Consider the following 17,855-nt stretch of genomic DNA (forward strand, 5'->3'; position numbering starts at 1 on the left):
CTATTCTGCCCCCCTCCAAAGGGCCCTGAGGCGGCGGTAGGTCACCCACCCCAGGCCGGAAACCGTGGCGAAAAAGCTTGCCAGGATGGCCTCCTTGGGCATGCCCAGGTAGGCCATGGCCAGAAGGTTAAAGAGGAGGGCCAGCCCCCACAGGAGGAAGGCCACCCGCCTTTGGGAAAGTCCCCGGGCGAGAAGGCGGTGGTGGATGTGGTCCTTGCCGGGGGTGGAAAGGGGGTTTTGCCCCCGCAATAGCCTTCGCACCACCACCTGGGTGGTGTCCAGGATGGGGAGGAGGAGAAAAAGGGCCGGGGGCAGGAGGCCCAAAAAGGTGGTGAGCTTCAGGTTGCCAAGAAGGGAGGTGGCCGCCAGGGTGAAGCCCAGGAAGTAAGCCCCCGCATCCCCCAGGATGATGCGGCTCGGGTGGAGGTTGTGCCGCAAGAAGCCCAGGGCTGCCCCGGCTAGGGCCGCCAGGACCAGGGTGCCTGCCGCCCAGTAGGGAAACTGGGCGCTCACGAAGAGGAGGCTCATGGCGCTGATGTACGCCACCCCGCCCGCCAGCCCATCCAGGCCGTCCATGAGGTTCAGGGCGTTGGTAATGCCCACCACCCAGAGCCAGGTGAGGAAAAACCCCAAGACGGGATCCAGGGGGGTGCCGAAGGCGGCTTCGAACCGCACCCCCACGGCCATCAGGAGGAGGGCGGCGAGGGTCTGGACGAAGAGGCGGAAGAGGGGGGGGAGGCCGAACTGGTCGTCGATGAAGCCCACCAGCACCAGCCAGGCCCCGCCCAGGAGGATGGCGAGGACCTGGATAAGAACGTGCTCCACCAGGATGGGCCTTAGGAAGGCGGCCACCACCAGGGCCAGCACCACCCCGGCGTACACCGCCAGGCCCCCGGCGTTGGGCAGGGGCTCCCGGTTGAGGCGCCTTTCGTTGGGCATGTCCGCCCAGCCCACCTTGAGGGCGAAGCGGCGCACATGGGGCAGGAAGCGCCAGGTGAAGAAAAGGGCCACCAGGAAGGCGAAGACCACGGTAAGCCAGCCTGTGCCCGTGGGTTCAGCGATGCCTATCTTCTTCAGAAGCTCGGTCATTTGGTCCCGTAGATCCGGTCTCCGGCGTCTCCCAGGCCGGGAACGATGTAACCGTGGTCGTTCAGGCGCTCGTCGATGGCCGCCACCACCACCTCCGTGTCGGGGTGGTCCTGGGCGATGCGCTCCAGGCCCTCGGGGGCGGTGATGAGGCACATGAGCTTAATCCCCGTGGCCCCCTTCTCCTTAAGAAGGGTAAGGGCGTGGCTGGCGCTTCCGCCCGTGGCCAACATGGGGTCCAGGAGGAAGACCCGGCGCTCGTGGATGTCCGGAGGTAGCTTGGCGTAGTACTGAACGGGCTTTAGGGACTCGGGGTCACGGTAGAGGCCAATGTGCCCCACCCGGGCATGGGGCACCAGCTTGAGGATGCCCTCGACCATGACCAGTCCAGCCCGCAAGATAGCCACCAGGGCCAGTTTCTTGCCGGAAAGCACCTTCACCCTCGCGGGGGCCACGGGGGTTTCCACGGTGGTTTCGGTAAGCTCCAGGTCCCGCATGGCCTCGTAGGCCATGAGGAGGGAGAGCTCTTCTGCTAGCTCCCGGAAGTCCTTGGCGCCGGTGCGCTTGTCCCGCAGGTGGGCCAGCTTGTGCTGGACCAAGGGGTGGTCCACCAGGGTGATCCTCATCCCCCAAAGCCTAACACGTCCGGTTTCGTGGGGGAAAGCAGTCTTGGAAAAAGCCCAGGGCCCGGGGGAGCTTGTCCGCCAGGGCCTCGAGGAAGCCCTCGGGCTTTTTCGTGCGGAACCAGTGGAGGTCGTGGAGGTAGGTGAGGGGGACGTAAAAGGCCAGGCGCTCCCGCACCTCTTTGGGGTAGAACTGCACCAGGCGGAAAAGGGTCTCCCGGGCCCTTTCTTCCCCCAGAAGGTCCAGGCTTCCCGTCTTGAGGAGGGCGAGGTCGCGGGCAGGATCGTCCCCCCCAGCGCGGACCCAGTCCACCAGGATCACCTCCGGGTCCTCACGGGAGGGGTTTCCCTGGGTTTTAAGCAGGAGGTTCCCCGCCCAGGCGTCCCGGTGGCAGAAGCGCTTTTCCACCCCCGCCACCCAGGCCACCTCCCGCATGAGTGCTTTGATGAGGCTTGAGGCCTCGGGCACAGAGCCCAGGCTTTCCGCGAAGCGCTCTAGCCTCTCCAAAAGCTCTTCCCGCTCCACATACCCCGGCTCGGGGAGGCGGTGGAGGGAGAGGAAGAGGTGGGAAAGGGCGGCGAGGGCCTTGGGGGTGAAGGCTTCGGGGCGGAAGGGCCTTCCGGGAAAATGGCGGATGACCAGGACCCCTTGTCCCTCCACCTGGGCCACCCCAAGGACGAAGCTTCCCAAGCCGGCGCGGGCCATCCTTTCCGCCTCGAGGGCCGCTAGGTGGGCCTCGCCAGGCCGGTAGACCTTGTAGACCCTTTCCCCATCCGTGTACACCCGGGCTTCAAAGCCGCCCAGGGGGGTAAGGCGAGAGAGGGTATCGGGGGAGAGGAGGCCCTTCAGGGCCGAGAGCACCACGGGGCTTATTCTAAGGGCCTCGAGGGGGAGGAAATGCCCCGTGAGCATGGCTTTGAATAGGACCCCATTCCCGGGAGCGCGTAACCTAAGGGCGTGGAGCTTTTGCGGCCGGAGGCCACAGTCCTTTCCCTGGGGGACAGGGTCCTTTCCTTTGACCGGGAGGGTCGGCCTTACCACTACTTCCGCCAGGGGCTCACCTACAAGAGGGCCCTGGACGGGAGCCTGCACCTGCGCTACCGGGAGGGGGAGAGGAGGAGGCGACGCCTGGTGGAGGCGGAGGCCCTGGAGGTCTACCGCGAGATCCTGGGCATAGCGGAGGTCCATCTCCAGGATCCCGGACGCCGGGAGGAGGTGCTTCGCTGGACCCCGGAGGCCCTTTCCGACCCCACCCCCTATCGCCGGGCCTACGCCTGGCCCGTGAGCATTCTTCCTCCGGATGCCTACCTTTCCGTGGTCCTCCAGGCCACCACGGGATGCACCTGGAACCGGTGCGCCTTTTGCTCCTTCTACCAGGACCGCCCCTTTCGGAAGCGCAGTCCCGACGCCTTCCGGGAGCATGTGGAACGGGTTTTGGAGCTTTTGGGGAGGGGAAGGCTTTTAAGGAGGGGGGTTTTTCTGGGAGATGGCAACGCCTTGGCCTTGGGCGAGCCCCTTCTTCCCCTTCTGGAAGAGGTCCGGCTGGCCTTTCCCGGGGAGCCCATCCTGGGCTTTTTGGACCTCTTTACCGGGTTGAAGAAGGAGGCGGCTTGGTGGGGAAGGCTTAGGGACTTGGGGGTTAGGCGGGTTTACATTGGCCTCGAGACCGGGCATGCTCCGTTGCTTGCCCTCCTGAACAAGCCCGGGCACCCCTGGGAGGCCTTACCCCTGGTGAACGCTTTAAAGGAAGCGGGGCTTTCCTTGGGGGTAATCCTCATGATGGGGGCTGGGGGCCTAACCTACGCCGAGGCCCACCGCCGGGAGAGCCTGGCCCTTTTGGCCGAGCTCCCCTTAGGGAAAGAGGATGTGGTTTACCTATCCCCTTTTCAGGAGGAGCCGGGTACCCCCTACGCCCTCCTGGGCCTAAAGCCTCTTCCCGATGTGGAGGGGGAACTTGCCGCTTGGGCCAGGGAGCTCCGCCGCTTGGGCCTGCGGGTGGCCCGGTACGACATCCGGGAATTCCTCTATTAGGGCCAGCGTGCCCTAGCCTCCTGGTATACTCGGGCCATGAGCGCCTCGCACGAACGGGAACTCTATGAGGCCTGGGTGGAGCTCCTTTCCTGGATGCGGGAATACGCCAGAGAGAAGGGGGTCCGGTTCGAGAAGGAGGCGGACTTCCCCGATTTCATCTACCGCATGGAGCGCCCCTACGATCTTCCCACCACCATCATGACCGCTTCCCTCTCCGATGCCCTGGGGGAGCCCTTCCTCCTGGCGGACGTTTCCCCTCGCCACGCAAAGCTGAAGCGCATCGGCCTTCGCCTTCCCCGGGCCCACATCCACCTGCACGCCCACTACGAGCCAGGGAAAGGCTTGGTGACGGGGAAAATCCCCCTTACCAAGGAGCGCTTCTTCGCCCTGGCCGACCGGGCGCGGGAGGCCTTGGCCTTCGCCTAGACCTTGGCGGTGGCCTCTCGTCTCGAGGCCGTCCGCCGGGGTTCAGGTTCCTCGTTCCTCGTCGGTGCCAACCCGGCCATGGACCTCCAGGGGTTCCATGGCCTCCCAAAGCTTCAGCACCACTCCGTGGAGCACCGGAAACGCATGGCGGGTGGGTCTAAGGCGGCGGCCTTCCACCGTCAGGTAGCCTTCTTGCGCCAGGGCCTCTGCCGGGCTTTCCAGGAGGGGCCAAAGGCTTAGGCCCGTCCGCCTCTCCAGGGCCTCCACGTCCACCCCTTCCCGCAGGCGTAGGCCCAGCATGAGGCTTTCCTTGGCGTGCTCTAGGGGGGAGATGGCTTCCTCCTGCGGGGGTTCCCCCAGGAGCCAGCGGGGGAGGGGAGGGTTGGTGCGGCGGAGGGCGTACACCGGTCCCGTGCCCGGGTACTGGCCTGCGGCGCTGGGACCCAGGGCCAGCCAAAAGCCATTCCGCCAGTAGGCTAGGTTGTGGCGGGCCTCCTCGCCGGGCCTTGCGAAGTTGGATATTTCGTAGCGCACAAGGCCAGCACCCTTCAGGATCTCTTCCGCCTTCCCCATGGCCCAGGCTTCCCGTTCCGGATCCTCCTTCAGGCCCGAAAGGGCGAAGGGGGTACCCTTTTCCACCTGCAGGATGTAGGCGGATACATGCCCTATTCCTAGGGAGGCGGCTTCCTTTAGATCCTTCTCCACCTCCTGCATGGGCAGGCCCAGGATGAGGTCTAGGGAAACCCGGAAGCCTTCTTCCAAGGCCATCTCCACTGCCTTCAAGGCTCCCTTGCGCCCATGGGCCCTTCCCAGGAACCGAAGGACGGGGTCCTGGAAGCTTTGCACCCCCAGGGAGAGGCGGTTCACCCCTAAGTCCTTGAGAAGGGCAAGCCTTTCCCGGTTGAGGGTGCCGGGGTTGGCCTCGAGGGTCACCTCTGCCCCCCGTTCCAGCCTCCAGGGGAGGGCCTGGAAAAGGGCCACCAGCTCCCGGTCCCGCAGAAAGCTGGGGGTGCCCCCGCCCAGGTAGAGGGTGGCGAGGGGCTCGGGATAGCTTAGGTGAAGCCCTTGGGCTTCTTCCCTCAGGCGCCCCAGGTAGGCCTCCACCCAGCCCGGGGCCCGGCGCACCACGTGGAAGTCGCAGTAGGGGCACAGGGTGGGGCAGAAGGGGACGTGGACGTAGAGGCTAGCCATGGCCTTGGGACAGGAGGGCTTCCACCCAGGCCACCACCCGCCTGGCCAGCGCTAGGGCCTCTTCCCATTCCTCCCGGGTGAGCTCGGGAAGCCCCGCGGGGTAGCGGCCCCTGAGGGTGTACTCCATGAGGAGGGTGGCCTCCTTTATGGCGTCGGGAACAGGGAAGCCTGCGCCTTCCAAAAGCTCCAGGAGGTAGTCCAGATTATGGGTTTTGGGAAAGGGGATGCCCTTGCTCACGAGGAGAGCCTTTAGGGCTTTCTCCGCCGCCTGCTCTGCCAGGAAGGCGGAGGGCTCGAACAGGGCTTCTTTAGGCGTTTGGGTGGCGTAGGCCAGATCGCTTCGGGCAAGGCGTAGCCAGGACCAGGGGTCCGTGGGTTCAAGCGGCATAAAGGGTTCTCCCCTCCCTTAGGGCTTGGGGATAGATGGTCATCCAGGCATCCTTGTACCTTTCCAGGTCCTCTGGATGGGCTACCACCAGGTCCACGGCAAAACCCTTGCGTACCTTGGCTAGGGCAAGGTAAAGGGATCGCGCCGCCGAGCGCTTGTCCACTTCCCGAGGCACCACCACGAGAAGGTCGTAGTCGCTTTCCGGGCGGGCCTCTCCCCGGGCCCGGCTGCCGAAGAGGATGATCTTCCGCGCCGGGACAGCTTTGAGGATGGCCTCGAGGACCGGGGCCAGCTCCGGGTACTCCACCTTCTCAGTCTACAAAGAGGAGGCGGAAGTCGTTGAGGTTGGTGCCGGTAGGACCGGTTGTTAGGAGGGTTCCCGCCCGTTCAAAGAAGCCGTAGCTGTCGTTGGCTTCCAGGAAGGGCCTGGGGTCCAGGCCCAGGGCCCAGACCTCCGGGGTGAGGAGGGCCCCCGCCGCCCCCGAAGGCCCGTCCAGCCCGTCGGAATCCGCGGCCAGGGCGTAGAGGGGGGCCTTCAGGTGGGCGTAGAGGGCCAGGAGGAACTCCAGGTTCCTTCCCCCAAGGCCCCTTCCCTCCACCCGCACCTGGGCTTCGCCCCCGGAGAGGAGGAAAAGGGGCTTTTTGAAGGGAAGGCCATGGGCGCGGAGGGTTTCCACCAGCTCCGCATGGAAGCGGGCCAGGGCCCGGGCCTCGCCGCCGAAGCGGTCGGAGAGGATCACCGCCCGGTAGCCTTGCCGCCTTAAGAACCCTTGGGCGGCCTTCAGGAGGTCCAGGTTGCCCCCGGCCATCCGCCAGGAAAGCCGCCTTAGGGCGGGGTGGCCCGGCTTGAGGGTCTCCGGGAGCTCCCCCCTGGCCCCCCGCTCCAGCGCCCGCCGGGCCCCCTCGAGGTCCAGGCGGTAGCGGTCCAGGATGGCCAGGGCATCGGCGTAGGTGGTGGGGTCGGGGTGGAAGGGCCCCGAGGCAACGACGCTGGGGTCGTCCCCCGGCACGTCGGAGAGGAGGAGGACGTGGACCCTGGCCCTGGTGGCCAGGAGGAGCCTTCCCCCTTTCACCCGGGAAAGGTGCTTGCGCACCGCGTTCACCTCCCCGATGCTGGCCCCGCTTTTGAGGAGGTCCTGCGTGAGGGCCTGCTTCTCCTCCAGGGAGATCCCCAGGGGCAGGCACCAGAGGGCGCTTCCGCCTCCCGAGATCAGGGCCAGGACCCGGGCCCTGGGGGAAGCTCCTGGAGGAGCCCCAGCACCTCCTGGGCGGCCCTCAAGCTTTCCCCATCGGGAAGGGGATGGCTGGCGAAAATCGCCCTCAGGCCCAGGGTGTCTTGGCCCTTGGGCAGGGTGAGGTGGTAGGGCACCTCCCCATAGCGGTCCAAAGCGGCCCGGAGCATCCAGGCCGCCCCCTTGCCCACCGAAAGAATCAGGTCCGGTTTCCAGGAAGGAAGTGCCCTTTGCGTGAGGCGGTAGGGGTGGGCGGTCCGCAGGGCCTCGAGGAAGGCAGCCTCCAGAAGCCTCTTCATCCGTTCCCCAGGTCCGTTTTGCGGAAGTCCCCCCCTTTGTAGAGCAAGGGTTCCCCCTCGACCCGAGCCACAGCGTAGCTCAGGCAGTCCCCTAGGTTGAGCCCGGCGGGGTGGCGGCCCTTGCCGTAGCGGGCGTAGGCCCTCACCGCTTCCCGGTAGTGCTCCTTGGTGAAGGGCAGGACCTCGAGGCCCAGCTCCTCCACCAGCCTCTCCACCAGATGGGTCTGCTCAAAGCCTACCCGGCGGCCAAAGACCACTGCGGTTTCCACCAAGGTGGGCGCGCCCAAAGCGGCTTTGGGAGCTCCCTGGATGGCCTGGAGAAGGGCCTCGTACCCCTCTTCTTGGAAGAGGATGGCCAGGAGGACGGAGGAATCCACCACCATCTAGCCCTCCCAGAGCTCGTCCATCTCCTCCTTGCTGACCCCCTTTCCCAAAAGCTCAGGAGGGATTCGAGGCCACACCTCCTCCTCCAAAAAGCGAAGCACCCGATCAGGGCGCCGCTTACGGGTCAGCTCGGCCAGGCGGAGCTCCAAGGCCTTACGCACCGCCTCGGTCTTGGTTTCGCCCGTCAGGCGGGCCACCTCGCTGGCCAAACGTTCTACTTCCCGGTTGCGGATGGTGAGGGGCATGGTTTCAGCATAGATGCATACTTTTCATTACGTCAATCCACGGAGTCCCTTCCTTCGTAGAGCAACTCCAGGAACTCCGCGGTGTGTAACACGGGGATGCCCTGGTCCAAATAGGCCTGGATCTGGGTGAGGCAGCCGATGTTGCCCGTGACCACCAGTTCGGGCTGGGTGGCCTGAAGATTTTCCGCCTTTCTCCTGCCCAAAACCTCGGCGATCTCGGGCTGGAAGAGGTTGTAGGTGCCGGCGCTACCGCAGCAGATCTCCCACTCCTTGGGCTCCAGCACCTCCATCCCAGAGGCCTTAAGGATCCTCCTTGGGGCTTCCCGCACCCCCTGGGCGTGGGCCAGGTGGCAGGCATCGTGGTAGGCCACCCTGAGGGGCCTTGGGGGCGGGGAAGGGGGGATGAAGCCCAGCTCGTCCAGGATAACGGTGAGGTCCTTCACCTTGACGGCCAGGGCCTTGGCTTCTTCCTCCTCGGGTTCCCCCAGGAAGAGAAGAGGGTATTCCTTCATCCCCGAGCCGCACCCGGCGGCGTTGGTGACAACGAAGTCCACGTCTTGGAAGACCCGCATGTTCTGCCGGGCCAAGCGCCTTGCCCCCTCCTTGTCCCCCGCGTGCAGGTTCAGGGCTCCGCAGCAGACCTGTTCCTTGGCAGCTATCACCTCCACCCCGTTTTCCTGGAGGACCCGGATGGTGGCCCGGTTGATGGAGGGCCTCAGAACCTGCTGGGCGCAGCCCAGGAGGATGCCCACCCTGGCCCGCCTTTGGCCCTTGGCGGGGTAGACCTCCTGGTAGGATTCCCTGCCCGGTAGGCGGTCCGGGAGCAGGGCGATGGGAGCCTTAAGGGCCTTGGGCAGGGGAAGGGGCTTGAGGAGGGGTTTTAGCCGGCTTCCCAGCTCGACTAAGGGCCGGAAGCGTTCCGGGTAGGGAAGGATACGGAGGAGGGACTGGCGATAGACCAGTTCCAGGGGGTAGCGGTGGCGCTTGCTCTCGGTGTGCAGGCGGAAGGTGGCGATGAGCTCGCCATAGGGGACGCCGCTTGGGCAGGCGGTGACGCAGGCCTGGCAGGCCAGGCAGCGGTCCAGGTAGGGGAGGGCCTCCTCTAGGGGGAGGTTTCCCTCCAGCACCTCCTTCATGAGGAAGATGCGCCCCCGGGGGGAGTCCATCTCCTCCTGCAGGACCAAATAGGTGGGGCAGGTGGGGAGGCAGAAGCCGCAATGGACGCAAGCCTCGATGGCGTGGGCCATCACCTCCCCTTCCTTGCCCAGGGTTTCCACGGGTATGCGGTGCTGCATGCTCTCACCCTAAGGGAAAACGGCTCCTAGGGTCCAGGGCCAGCTTAAGCTGGCGGAAAAAGGCCTCGGGCGGGTGGGGGAAGAGGGCATCCCCGGCGCCCTTTAGGACCAGGTGGGGAATCCCTGCCTGCCTAAGGGATGCCAGTCCCTTGGCCTCCATCCCGGCGTAGAGGAGTTCCCCTCCCGCCAGGTACCGCCTAGGACCTAGGGGCAGGTCTTCCAGCTTGGGTACCCAGGCGGGGGTGGAGGGAACCTTGACCCAGATGGGGGCCTCCTCCAGGAAGCGGAGGTTCCGCACCCCTTCCCAGTGGGCTTCGTCCTCCGCCAGCACCTCGCCTTCTTTTTGCAGGATTTCCTGTAGTCGCTTTAGCCTTTTTCCCAGGCTTTCGGGGAACCCCCCTAGGCGGATCTCCAGGGTGGCGGGGGGAATAAGGTCCAGGGCCAGAAGATCCAGGGGAAGCACCCGGAGGCGTTCCATAGCGGCAAGGGCTTCCGCTAGGTTCCCATAGGTGAGCCGCAAGGTTTGGGTGGCCCTGGGGGAGGGGAAGACCTTGAAGGAAAGCTCCACCATGACCCCGAAGGCTCCCAGGGAACCTACCATGAGGCGGTGGAAGGGGAAACCGGCGGCGTTTTTCACCACCTGGCCCCCGCCCCGCACCACCCTTCCTTCCCCATCCACGAAGCGCACCCCCAGGAGGAAGTCCCTCAGGCCCCCAAACCGTTCCCGCATGGGGCCGGAAAGCCCCGCGGCCACCGTGCCCCCTAAGGTGGCCCCCCGGCCTGCCAGGGGCGGGTGGAAGGGGAGGTACTGGCCGTGGGCCCTTAGGACCTCTTCCACCTCCTTGACCGGGGTGCCCGCGTAGGCGGTGAAGACGAACTCCTCGGGCTCGTACTGGAGGAGGCCCCGGAGGCCCGAGAGGTCCAGGACCACCTCCCCCTCCCGGGGGGCGGAGAGGGCGGGCTTGGTCCCCGCGCCCTTGGGGCGCAGGCGGGGGTGGAGGCGCACCGCCTCCTGCACCTCCAATAGGCTGGTGGGGCGCACCTCAGCCATGGGCCCCCTCGAGGCAGGGGTCCACCACCCCCTCCGGCAGGACCTTACCCCGGTTGGCAAGGCCCTTGGGGTCCAGGGCCTCCTTGACCCGTTCCATGGCCAGGAGGTCTTCCGGGGCGAACATCTCCGGCATGTAAGCCTTCTTCTCCACCCCGATGCCGTGCTCCCCCGTCAAAGAGCCCCCCAGGCGTACGCAGAGCCTGAGGATTTCCCCCGCCAGCTCCTCGGCCCGCTCCAGCTCCCTGGGTTTTTTGCCGTCGTAGAGGACCAGGGGGTGGAGGTTCCCGTCCCCCGCGTGGAAGACGTTGGCCACCCTAAGGCCGTATTCCTGGGAAAGCCTTCCGATCTCCTTCAGGGCCTCCCCCAGGCGGCTTCGGGGCACTACCCCATCCTGGACGATGTAATCCGGGGAAAGCCTTCCCACGGCGCTGAAGGCCGCCTTGCGCCCCTTCCAGATGGCCTGGCGCTCGGCCTCGCTTTGGGCGATGCGCACCTCCAAGGCCCCGCTTTCTTCAATCACCTGGGCCAGGAGTTTGGCTTCCTCCTCCACCTCCTCCTTGGGGCCTTCCAGCTCCACGATGAGGAGGGCCTCGGCTGGGGGGTAACCGGCCTTCACCGCGGCCTCGGCGGCTTCTATGGCCAGGCGGTCCATGATCTCCATGGCCCCGGGGAGAAGCCCACTGCGGATCACCTGGCTCACGGCGTTACCGGCGGCCTCGAGGCTCCCGTAGGCGGCCAGCAGGGTATGGTAGGCCTCGGGCCTGGGGAGAAGCCTTAGGGTGATTTCCAGGGTCACTCCCAAAAGCCCCTCGGTGCCCACGAAAAAGCCGTGGAGGTCGGGGCCCACACCCTCTAGGCTCTCCCCGCCCAGGCGCACCACCTCCCCCGTGGGGGTGACCACCTCGAGGGCCAGCACGTGGCCGGCCGTCATCCCGTACTTCAGGCAGTGGGCCCCGCCGGAGTTAAAGGCCACGTTCCCGCCAATGGTGGAGATGGGCTGGCTGGAGGGATCGGGGGCGTAATAGAGGCCAAAAGGGGCCGCCTGCCGGGAAACCTCCAGGTTTACCACCCCGGGCTCCACCACGGCGATCTTGGCCTTGGGGTCCAGGCGCAGGATGCGGTTCATGCGATTGAGGGCGATGACCAGGCCCCCTTCCACGGGCAAGGAGCCTCCCGAGAGGCTGGTGCCGCTTCCCCGGGCCACAAAGGGCACCCCGTGGCGATAGCAGAGCCTGACCGCCTCCACCACCTCCTCCTTCCGCTCGGGAAGCACCACCGCCAGGGGGCGCTTGCGGTAGGCCGTGAGGGCGTCGGACTCGTAGGGAGCCAGCTCCGCCCCCTTGCTCAGCAACCTCCCCGGGGGAAAGAGGGCCCTAAGCTCTTCCAGGAACCCCATTGCCACCTCCTATCCCACTTTACCGGAAGGGGTGGGTGGCCTGTCCCATCCCTTCCTAGCCCGGATCCTTTTGACCTCAGTCCAGGTAATCGTAGGCCACCAGGGTCAGGAACTCGATGAACTCCTCCGAGAGGACCAGCTTATCCAGGATCTCCTCAGCCTCCTTATAGCGGCCCACCTCCCGTCCTCCCAGCTTGGCGAGCTCCTCTTCCTTGATCTTTTGGTAAAGCTCGGCGGTGACCGGGCGGCCGTCCTCCAAGGTGGCCTGCCGGTGCACCCATTGCCAAAGCTGCGCCCTGCTGATCTCCGCGGTGGCGGCATCCTCCATGAGGTTGAAGATGGCGGCGGCCCCGTTGCCGAGAAGCCACTGGTTCAGGTACTGGAGGGCCACGGAGATGTTGTTGCGAAGGCCTGCCTCCGTCACCTTGCCCCCTGGGACCTCAAAGCTCAGAAGGTCTTCCGCCCTCACCTGGACGTCCTCCCGCTTCACGTGCTTCTGGTGGGGCTTGTCCCCCAGGTGGCGATCAAAAACCTCCATGGCCACGGGCACCAGGTCGGGGTGGGCCACCCAGGTGCCGTCAAATCCCTGGGAGGCTTCCCTTTCCTTGTCGGCCCGCACCTGCTGAAAGGCCTTTTCGTTCACCTCGGGGTCCTTACGGCTGGGGATGAAGGCGGCCATACCCCCGATGGCGTGAGCCTCATGGATATGGCAGGACTTGACCAGAAGCTCGGTGTAGGCCTTCATGAAGGGTACGGTCATGGTCACCTGGGCCCGGTCGGGGAAGATGGGGGCGGTGGTGGCGAACTTCTTGATGCAGCTGAAGATGTAGTCCCAGCGGCCGGCGTTGAGCCCGGCGGCGTGCTCTTTAAGCTCGTAGAGGATCTCCTCCATCTCAAAGGCCGCCAGGATGGTTTCAATGAGTACCGTGGCCCGGATGGTACCCCGGGGGATGCCCAGGTAGTCCTGGGCGAAGTTGAAGACCTGGTTCCAAAGCCGGGCCTCCAGGTGGCTTTCCAGCTTGGGCAGGTAGAAGTAGGGGCCGCTGCCCCGCCTTAGGAGCTCGTGGGCGTTGTGGAAGAAGTAAAGGCCAAAGTCAAAGAGGCTTGCGGAGATGGGCTCCCCGTCCACCCGCACATGCTTTTCCACCAGGTGCCAGCCCCGGGGCCGGACCACCAGGGTGGCCACCTTTTCCTTCAGCTTGTACTCCTTCCCCTCGGGGCTTACAAAGTCAATCTGGCGGCGGACGGCGTCATAGAGGTTCTTCTGCCCCTGGATCACGTTGTCCCAGGTGGGGGAGAGGGCGTCTTCAAAGTCCGCCATGAAGACCTTGGCCCCGGAGTTCAGGGCGTTCACCACCATCTTGCGGTCCGTGGGGCCGGTGATCTCCACCCGGCGGTCCAAAAGGTCGGGTGGTGCCTCCGCCACCTGCCAGGACCCGCCCCGCACGAAGGCGGTTTCCTCAAGAAAGTCCGGCTTTTCCCCGGCCTTGTACCTTTCCCAGAGGGTTTTCCTGCGCTCCAAAAGCGCCTTGCGCACGGGGTTGAACTCCCGTTGCAGGGCCACCACGAACCTCAGGGCCTCTTCCGTGAGCACCTCTCCCAAGAGGGGATGGTCATTGAGGATCTCCACGCCTTTCATGGTGGTTTGAGCCTAAGGGAAGGGATGGGGATTTGTCAAGAAGCAAAATGATTTTTTGTTATTTGAAAAACAACCCAGCGGGTGCTAGCCTGGAGCCTATGCCACGACCCAGGAGGAAAGGAGCCGAGGAGGTGAAGACCTTGGAGCGGGGCCTAAGTGTCCTCGAGGCCCTGGCGGAGCTTAAGGAGGCTGGGCTTTCCCCCCTGGCGGAGCGGACGGGGCTTACCAAGAGCACCCTTTACCGCCTCCTCCAGACCCTGGTTCGCCACGGCTTCGTGGAGGAGGAAAGGGGCCTTTACCGGGTGGGTCCCAAGGCCTTCGCTGTGGGCCAGGTTTATCCCAGGCAGAACCTGCTTCTTGCGGCGCATCCGGAGATGGAGGCCCTGGCGGCGGAAACGGGGGAGAGCGTGAACCTGGCGGTGCTGGCGGGAAGGGAGGCCCTCTATCTGGACCAGGCGGAGGGGGCCAGGTTGGTCCGGCTCTTCACCGCCCCAGGCTCCCGGGCTCCCCTGCACGCCACGGGGGTGGGGAAGGTCCTCCTCGCCTTCCGGGGCCTTCCCGAGGGGCTTTCCCTGGTGCCCTACACGCCCTTTACCCTGACCCGCCTCGAGGACCTGAAGCGGGAGCTGGAAACCGTGCGCCAGAAGGGCTACGCCCTGGACAACGAGGAGAGGGAGCTGGGAGTGCGCTGTGTGGCCGCTCCCGTCTTCGGCCCCGGGGGAGAGGTGGTGGCCGCCTTGTCCCTCTCCGCTCCCGCCAGCCGCCTTTCCCTAGAGGAGGCCCACCGCCTGGCTCCCCGGGTGGTGGAGGCGGCCAGAAAAGCTTCCTTGCGCCTAGGCTTCGTGTCCGCCTTATAATGACATTGGTTAGGAGGGTTTAGCGGAGGGAGCTAAAGGCCATGAACAAGGACCGTCCCGTGTACGTGATCTCGGTGGCGGCGGAGCTTTTGGAGATGCACCCGCAGACCCTAAGGCTTTACGAGCGGAAGGGTTTAATTAAGCCGAAGCGGTCTGGGGGGAAGACCCGGCTTTACTCGGAGCGGGACATTGAGAAGCTCCGGGAGATCCGCCGCTTGACGCAGGAGCTTGGGGTGAACCTGGCGGGGGTGGAGGAGATCATGCGGCTTCGCTCGGAGCTGGAGGCCCTGCAGGCCCGTTTTGAGGCCGAGGTGGCCCGGCTGAAGGAGGAGATCGGGGCCCGTTTTGCGGAGCTGGAACGCCCGGCCCTTCCCCCTCCCGGGGCCACGGCCAGGCCCTCCCCCAAGGACCGTCCCGTGTACGTGATCTCGGTGGCGGCGGAGCTTTTGGAGATGCACCCGCAGACCCTAAGGCTTTACGAGCGGAAGGGTTTAATTAAGCCGAAGCGGTCTGGGGGGAAGACCCGGCTTTACTCGGAGCGGGACATTGAGAAGCTCCGGGAGATCCGCCGCTTGACGCAGGAGCTTGGGGTGAACCTGGCGGGGGTGGAGGAGATCATGCGGCTTCGCTCGGAGCTGGAGGCCCTGCAGGCCCGTTTTGAGGCCGAGGTGGCCCGGCTGAAGCTCCTTCTCTTGGAAGAGGGCAAGACCCTTCCCGAAGGGAGTAGCATGGGGGCGTGAGCGCGTTAGAGCCCCTTTTGGAGTTCCTCTCCATCCCCTCCGTATCCACCGACCCGGCCCACAAGGAAGACGTTCGCAAGGCGGCCCTCTGGCTTGCGGAGAGGCTGAGGGAGCGGGGTTTCCGCACGGAGCTCCACGAGACCCCGCTGCACCCCATCCTCTACGCGGAGCGCCTCCTGGATCCCAAGGCCCCCACGGTCCTGGTCTACGGCCACTACGACGTCCAGCCCCCAGATCCCTTGGAGCTTTGGGAAACCCCCCCTTTCGTTCCCACGGTGCGGGAGGGAAGGGTCTACGCCCGGGGAGCCTCCGACGACAAGGGGCAGCTTTGGGCCCATGTGGCGGCCCTCGAGGGCCTGCCCGCCCGGGTGAACGTGAAGTTCCTGGTGGAGGGGGAGGAGGAGATCGGAAGCCCGAGCCTTCTGCCCTTCGTGCGGGAGCACCGGGAGAAGCTCCAAACCGACGTGGTCCTCATCTCCGATGGCGCCATGTTCGCTCCCCTCACCCCTACCCTCACCTATGGCCTGAGGGGCCTGGCCTATTTGGAGGTGCGCCTGAAGGGGGCCCGTCGGGACCTCCACTCCGGAAGTTTCGGTGGTGTGGCTCCGAACCCCATCCAGGCCATGGGATGGATTCTCTCCAAGCTAAAGGACGAGAAAACCGGGAGGATCCTGGTTCCCGGCCTTTACGACCGGGTGCGGCCGGTTTCGGAGGAGGAAAGGAAGCTCTGGCCCTCCTTGGACGAGGAGGCCTTGAGACAGGAGCTCGGGGTGGAGGTGCTGCCCGGGGAGGAGGGCTATAGCCTCCTGGAAAGGCTATGGGCCCGGCCCACCCTGGACCCCAACGGCATTTGGGGAGGGTACCAGGGGGAGGGCTCCAAGACGGTGATCCCCGCTGAGGCGGGCTTCAAGGTTTCCTTGCGCCTGGTGCCGGACCAGGACCCCGAGGAGGTGGCCAGCCAGGTGGAGGCTTACCTGCGGGAGATCTGCCCGCCCGGCTACACCATGGAGATCCTCCGCCTTCACGGGGGCAGGCCCGTCCTCACCGATCCCCATAGCCCCCCCATGCGCCTCATGGCCAAGGCCCTGGAGGAGGTCTGGGGCAGCCCCCCCGTGTACACCCGGGAGGGAGGGACCATCCCGGTGGTGGCGGAGTTCCAGGATGCCCTTCATGCGCCTGTGGTCCTCCTGGGCCTAGGGCTTCCTGACGACAACCTCCACGCCCCCAACGAGAAGTTGGACCTGATTAACCTGGAGAAGGGCATCGCTACCCTGAGGCGCTTCTACGAGCTCCTGGCGGAGGCTTAGGCCAAGGGTGTCGGCCCTGGAGCATTTCCAGTTGCCCCTGTACCTGTTGGCGGCCCTTTTGGGGGCGGGGCTTGGCTTTTGGGCTCCGGGGCTTTCCCCGTGGGGGGAGGTCCTGCTCTGGCCTGTCCTCATGGTTCTCCTCTTCGCCACCTTTCTCCAGGTGCCCCTCCTCGCCCTGCGGCGAGCTTTCCGCGACCGGGCCTTCCTCCTTGCCGGGCTGGTGGGCAACTTCTTCCTCGTGCCCCTTCTCGTCTACGCCCTTCTCCAGCTCCTCCCTCCGGAGCCGGGCCTCCGGCTTGGGGTGGCCCTGGTCCTCCTTGTGCCCTGCACGGACTGGTTTCTGGCCTTCGCCCACCTGGGCCGGGGGGACATGGCCCGGGCCCTGGCCCTTACCCCCCTAAACCTCTTCCTGCAGCTTCCCCTCCTGCCCCTTTACCTCCTCCTCCTGGGAGGACGCGTGGGTGGCCTCCCTTCCGAGGCCCTGGTTCAAGCGGCCTTGGTGGTCCTGACGCCCCTCCTCTTGGCCCCCTTCCTCCAGGCCCGCTCCCTAGGGCCAACCCTCGCCGCTAGGACCGTCTCCTGGCCGGTTCCCCTTCTGGCCCTGGTGGTCTTTCTGGTAGCCCTAGGGTACGCGGGCCACGTGGGCGGGTTCCAGGTCCACCTTTGGGGCCTTGTGGGGGTCTTCGCCCTTTTCCTCCTCCTGGCCCTGGGCCTGGCCTGGGTTCTGGCCCGCCTCTTCCGCCTCGAGGCCAAGACGGGGCGGACCCTCGCCTTCAGCCTGGGCACCCGCAACTCCTTTTTGGTCCTGCCCCTGGCCCTAGCCCTTCCGGAAGGGATGGCCCTTGCGCCTTTGGCCGTCGTCCTTCAAGCCTTGGTGGAGCTCTTGGGGATGGGGGTGGCGGTTCGGCTCGTCCCCAGGCTCTTCCCTAGCCCGCTTGACCCGGGTGGGCCCTCTTGAAGATGAGGGCCTCTCCCACCCGGCCCGTGAGGGTGGGGACCACGGCGCTTTTGGCCACCTGGGCGCAGAAGGGTACATCGGCCTCGAGGCCCATACCTTTCAGGGCGGTGGCGGCGGCGGAGAGGGAGAGGGCTTCCAAGGGGTCCTGGTAGTTCCGCTTCACCGCCAAAGCGATCCTGGCCCCATCCTCGGGCTCCACCTCCCCCAAAAGGCCCAGGTACTCCGCCAGGACCCCGGCGGTGTAGAGGTCGTCCAGGCCCACCCGCCCCTCCTTGCCGGCGGCCAGAATGGCCACTTCCTCTGTGGCCAGCTCCCGGGCCAGGCGGGCGGCCGCGTGGGCGTTGAAGAGGGAGGCCAAAAGCACGTGCTTGGCGGTCCTGGCGGCCACATGGGCGGCCTTGGTGCCGTTGGTGGTGCTCATCACCACGGTCTTGCCGCCCACAGGGGCCTCGAGGGCCTCCCGGGGGGAGTTGCCCAGGTCGAACCCCGGGGGTTTTAACCCCCCCACCTCCCCTGCCAGGAGCACGTCCCGGTCCTTGAAGGCCCGGGCGGCCTCGAGGCTTGGGACCCAGTACAGGGCCTCGGCCCCCGCCTCCAGGAAGGCAACCGCGGTGGTGGTGGAGCGGATCACGTCCACCACCAACACCACATCGGGGTAGACCAGCTCCTCCGCGGGGAGAACATCCACCTTCAAGCGCATGGAAGG

Annotated in this window: 19 protein-coding genes and 1 pseudogene; 6 read left to right on the forward strand and 14 right to left on the reverse strand. The window is 66.0% G+C overall.

Annotated features, from left to right (window positions below; all coding sequences use genetic code 11):
* Genes EBI04_RS12415 through EBI04_RS12425 form a run of 3 tightly spaced genes read right to left on the reverse strand, consistent with a single transcriptional unit; the run spans position 1 to position 2,574 of the window.
* A complete protein-coding gene (locus tag EBI04_RS12415; RefSeq protein WP_135257714.1) occupies positions 1–1,089 on the reverse strand; it encodes an MraY family glycosyltransferase in 1,089 nt (362 codons plus the stop codon).
* Complete coding sequence (gene upp / locus EBI04_RS12420) at positions 1,086–1,712, reverse strand: uracil phosphoribosyltransferase (RefSeq protein WP_135257715.1); 627 nt, start codon at positions 1,710–1,712, stop codon at positions 1,086–1,088. The genes EBI04_RS12415 and upp overlap by 4 nt, the downstream gene beginning before the upstream one ends.
* A gap of 10 nt (positions 1,713–1,722) precedes the next feature.
* Positions 1,723–2,574, reverse strand: coding sequence for an aminoglycoside phosphotransferase family protein (locus tag EBI04_RS12425; RefSeq protein ID WP_135257965.1), 852 nt, complete (start codon positions 2,572–2,574; stop codon positions 1,723–1,725).
* Between the two features lie 93 nt (positions 2,575–2,667).
* Here EBI04_RS12425 and EBI04_RS12430 point away from each other — a divergent pair, with 93 nt between their 5' ends.
* Together EBI04_RS12430 and EBI04_RS12435 are read left to right on the forward strand one after the other, a co-directional pair.
* Positions 2,668–3,741, forward strand: coding sequence for a radical SAM protein (locus tag EBI04_RS12430; protein WP_135257716.1), 1,074 nt, complete (start codon positions 2,668–2,670; stop codon positions 3,739–3,741).
* Between the two features lie 36 nt (positions 3,742–3,777).
* On the forward strand, positions 3,778–4,167 hold the full coding sequence (locus tag EBI04_RS12435) for an NADH-quinone oxidoreductase subunit 15 (protein WP_135257717.1): 390 nt from the start codon (positions 3,778–3,780) through the stop codon (positions 4,165–4,167).
* A 42-nt stretch (positions 4,168–4,209) separates the two neighbouring features.
* Here EBI04_RS12435 and hemW read toward each other — a convergent pair whose 3' ends face one another.
* From hemW to aceB, 10 genes and pseudogenes are all read right to left on the reverse strand, one after another.
* On the reverse strand, positions 4,210–5,358 hold the full coding sequence (hemW, locus tag EBI04_RS12440; RefSeq protein WP_135257718.1) for a radical SAM family heme chaperone HemW: 1,149 nt from the start codon (positions 5,356–5,358) through the stop codon (positions 4,210–4,212).
* A complete protein-coding gene (locus EBI04_RS12445; RefSeq protein WP_135257719.1) occupies positions 5,351–5,746 on the reverse strand; it encodes a HEPN domain-containing protein in 396 nt (131 codons plus the stop codon). The genes hemW and EBI04_RS12445 overlap by 8 nt, the downstream gene beginning before the upstream one ends.
* Positions 5,736–6,053 (reverse strand): nucleotidyltransferase domain-containing protein, encoded by a 318-nt coding sequence (locus EBI04_RS12450; RefSeq protein WP_130842725.1) that lies wholly within the window; start codon positions 6,051–6,053, stop codon positions 5,736–5,738. Before EBI04_RS12450 ends, EBI04_RS12445 begins: the two co-directional genes overlap by 11 nt.
* A gap of 4 nt (positions 6,054–6,057) precedes the next feature.
* Positions 6,058–7,277 (reverse strand): annotated as a pseudogene (locus EBI04_RS12455) (glycerate kinase type-2 family protein).
* Positions 7,274–7,660, reverse strand: a complete 387-nt coding sequence (locus EBI04_RS12460; RefSeq protein ID WP_135257720.1) for a type II toxin-antitoxin system VapC family toxin — start codon at positions 7,658–7,660, stop codon at positions 7,274–7,276. The pseudogene EBI04_RS12455 and the gene EBI04_RS12460 overlap by 4 nt, the downstream one beginning before the upstream one ends.
* Positions 7,661–7,906: a type II toxin-antitoxin system VapB family antitoxin gene (locus tag EBI04_RS12465; protein WP_130842728.1), complete on the reverse strand. Its 246-nt coding sequence runs from the start codon at positions 7,904–7,906 to the stop codon at positions 7,661–7,663.
* Between the two features lie 32 nt (positions 7,907–7,938).
* Entirely contained in the window at positions 7,939–9,201 is a 1,263-nt protein-coding gene (gene glcF, locus EBI04_RS12470) for a glycolate oxidase subunit GlcF (RefSeq protein ID WP_135257721.1), read from the reverse strand.
* A 4-nt stretch (positions 9,202–9,205) separates the two neighbouring features.
* Positions 9,206–10,252 carry an FAD-binding protein gene (locus tag EBI04_RS12475; RefSeq protein ID WP_135257722.1) on the reverse strand — a complete coding sequence of 349 codons (1,047 nt, stop codon included), beginning with the start codon at positions 10,250–10,252 and terminating at the stop codon, positions 9,206–9,208.
* Positions 10,245–11,648, reverse strand: coding sequence for an FAD-linked oxidase C-terminal domain-containing protein (locus EBI04_RS12480; RefSeq protein ID WP_135257723.1), 1,404 nt, complete (start codon positions 11,646–11,648; stop codon positions 10,245–10,247). Before EBI04_RS12480 ends, EBI04_RS12475 begins: the two co-directional genes overlap by 8 nt.
* A gap of 76 nt (positions 11,649–11,724) precedes the next feature.
* Positions 11,725–13,287 (reverse strand): malate synthase A, encoded by a 1,563-nt coding sequence (gene aceB / locus EBI04_RS12485; protein WP_135257724.1) that lies wholly within the window; start codon positions 13,285–13,287, stop codon positions 11,725–11,727.
* Between the two features lie 98 nt (positions 13,288–13,385).
* Here aceB and EBI04_RS12490 point away from each other — a divergent pair, with 98 nt between their 5' ends.
* Genes EBI04_RS12490 through EBI04_RS12505 form a run of 4 tightly spaced genes read left to right on the forward strand, consistent with a single transcriptional unit; the run spans position 13,386 to position 17,149 of the window.
* The gene (locus EBI04_RS12490; RefSeq protein WP_167481960.1) at positions 13,386–14,144 is read left to right on the forward strand and encodes an IclR family transcriptional regulator; all 759 of its coding nucleotides are present in this window, start codon (positions 13,386–13,388) and stop codon (positions 14,142–14,144) included.
* A 41-nt stretch (positions 14,145–14,185) separates the two neighbouring features.
* A complete protein-coding gene (gene hspR / locus EBI04_RS12495; RefSeq protein ID WP_135257726.1) occupies positions 14,186–14,884 on the forward strand; it encodes a heat shock protein transcriptional repressor HspR, fused homodimer type in 699 nt (232 codons plus the stop codon).
* Positions 14,881–16,191 (forward strand): dipeptidase, encoded by a 1,311-nt coding sequence (locus tag EBI04_RS12500; RefSeq protein ID WP_135257727.1) that lies wholly within the window; start codon positions 14,881–14,883, stop codon positions 16,189–16,191. Before hspR ends, EBI04_RS12500 begins: the two co-directional genes overlap by 4 nt.
* 31 nt (positions 16,192–16,222) lie before the next feature.
* Complete coding sequence (locus tag EBI04_RS12505; protein WP_206202043.1) at positions 16,223–17,149, forward strand: hypothetical protein; 927 nt, start codon at positions 16,223–16,225, stop codon at positions 17,147–17,149.
* On the opposite strand, the gene EBI04_RS12510 is transcribed toward EBI04_RS12505, so the two are convergent.
* Complete coding sequence (locus tag EBI04_RS12510) at positions 17,118–17,849, reverse strand: 2-phosphosulfolactate phosphatase (protein ID WP_135257729.1); 732 nt, start codon at positions 17,847–17,849, stop codon at positions 17,118–17,120. The genes EBI04_RS12505 and EBI04_RS12510 overlap by 32 nt on opposite strands.
* Positions 17,850–17,855 lie beyond the last annotated feature (6 nt).

Source organism: Thermus caldilimi (genome assembly GCF_004684245.1).
GTDB lineage: Bacteria > Deinococcota > Deinococci > Deinococcales > Thermaceae > Thermus > Thermus caldilimi.

Coding starts and splice junctions, on each gene's coding strand:
- EBI04_RS12415 (WP_135257714.1), bottom strand. CDS start 1,089: ATGACCGAGCTTCTGAAGAAGATAGGCATCGCTGAACCCACGGGCACA.
- upp (WP_135257715.1), bottom strand. CDS start 1,712: ATGAGGATCACCCTGGTGGACCACCCCTTGGTCCAGCACAAGCTGGCC.
- EBI04_RS12435 (WP_135257717.1), top strand. CDS start 3,778: ATGAGCGCCTCGCACGAACGGGAACTCTATGAGGCCTGGGTGGAGCTC.
- hemW (WP_135257718.1), bottom strand. CDS start 5,358: ATGGCTAGCCTCTACGTCCACGTCCCCTTCTGCCCCACCCTGTGCCCC.
- EBI04_RS12445 (WP_135257719.1), bottom strand. CDS start 5,746: ATGCCGCTTGAACCCACGGACCCCTGGTCCTGGCTACGCCTTGCCCGA.
- EBI04_RS12460 (WP_135257720.1), bottom strand. CDS start 7,660: ATGGTGGTGGATTCCTCCGTCCTCCTGGCCATCCTCTTCCAAGAAGAG.
- EBI04_RS12465 (WP_130842728.1), bottom strand. CDS start 7,906: ATGCCCCTCACCATCCGCAACCGGGAAGTAGAACGTTTGGCCAGCGAG.
- glcF (WP_135257721.1), bottom strand. CDS start 9,201: ATGCAGCACCGCATACCCGTGGAAACCCTGGGCAAGGAAGGGGAGGTG.
- EBI04_RS12475 (WP_135257722.1), bottom strand. CDS start 10,252: ATGGCTGAGGTGCGCCCCACCAGCCTATTGGAGGTGCAGGAGGCGGTG.
- EBI04_RS12480 (WP_135257723.1), bottom strand. CDS start 11,648: ATGGGGTTCCTGGAAGAGCTTAGGGCCCTCTTTCCCCCGGGGAGGTTG.
- aceB (WP_135257724.1), bottom strand. CDS start 13,287: ATGAAAGGCGTGGAGATCCTCAATGACCATCCCCTCTTGGGAGAGGTG.
- EBI04_RS12490 (WP_167481960.1), top strand. CDS start 13,386: ATGCCACGACCCAGGAGGAAAGGAGCCGAGGAGGTGAAGACCTTGGAG.
- hspR (WP_135257726.1), top strand. CDS start 14,186: ATGAACAAGGACCGTCCCGTGTACGTGATCTCGGTGGCGGCGGAGCTT.
- EBI04_RS12510 (WP_135257729.1), bottom strand. CDS start 17,849: ATGCGCTTGAAGGTGGATGTTCTCCCCGCGGAGGAGCTGGTCTACCCC.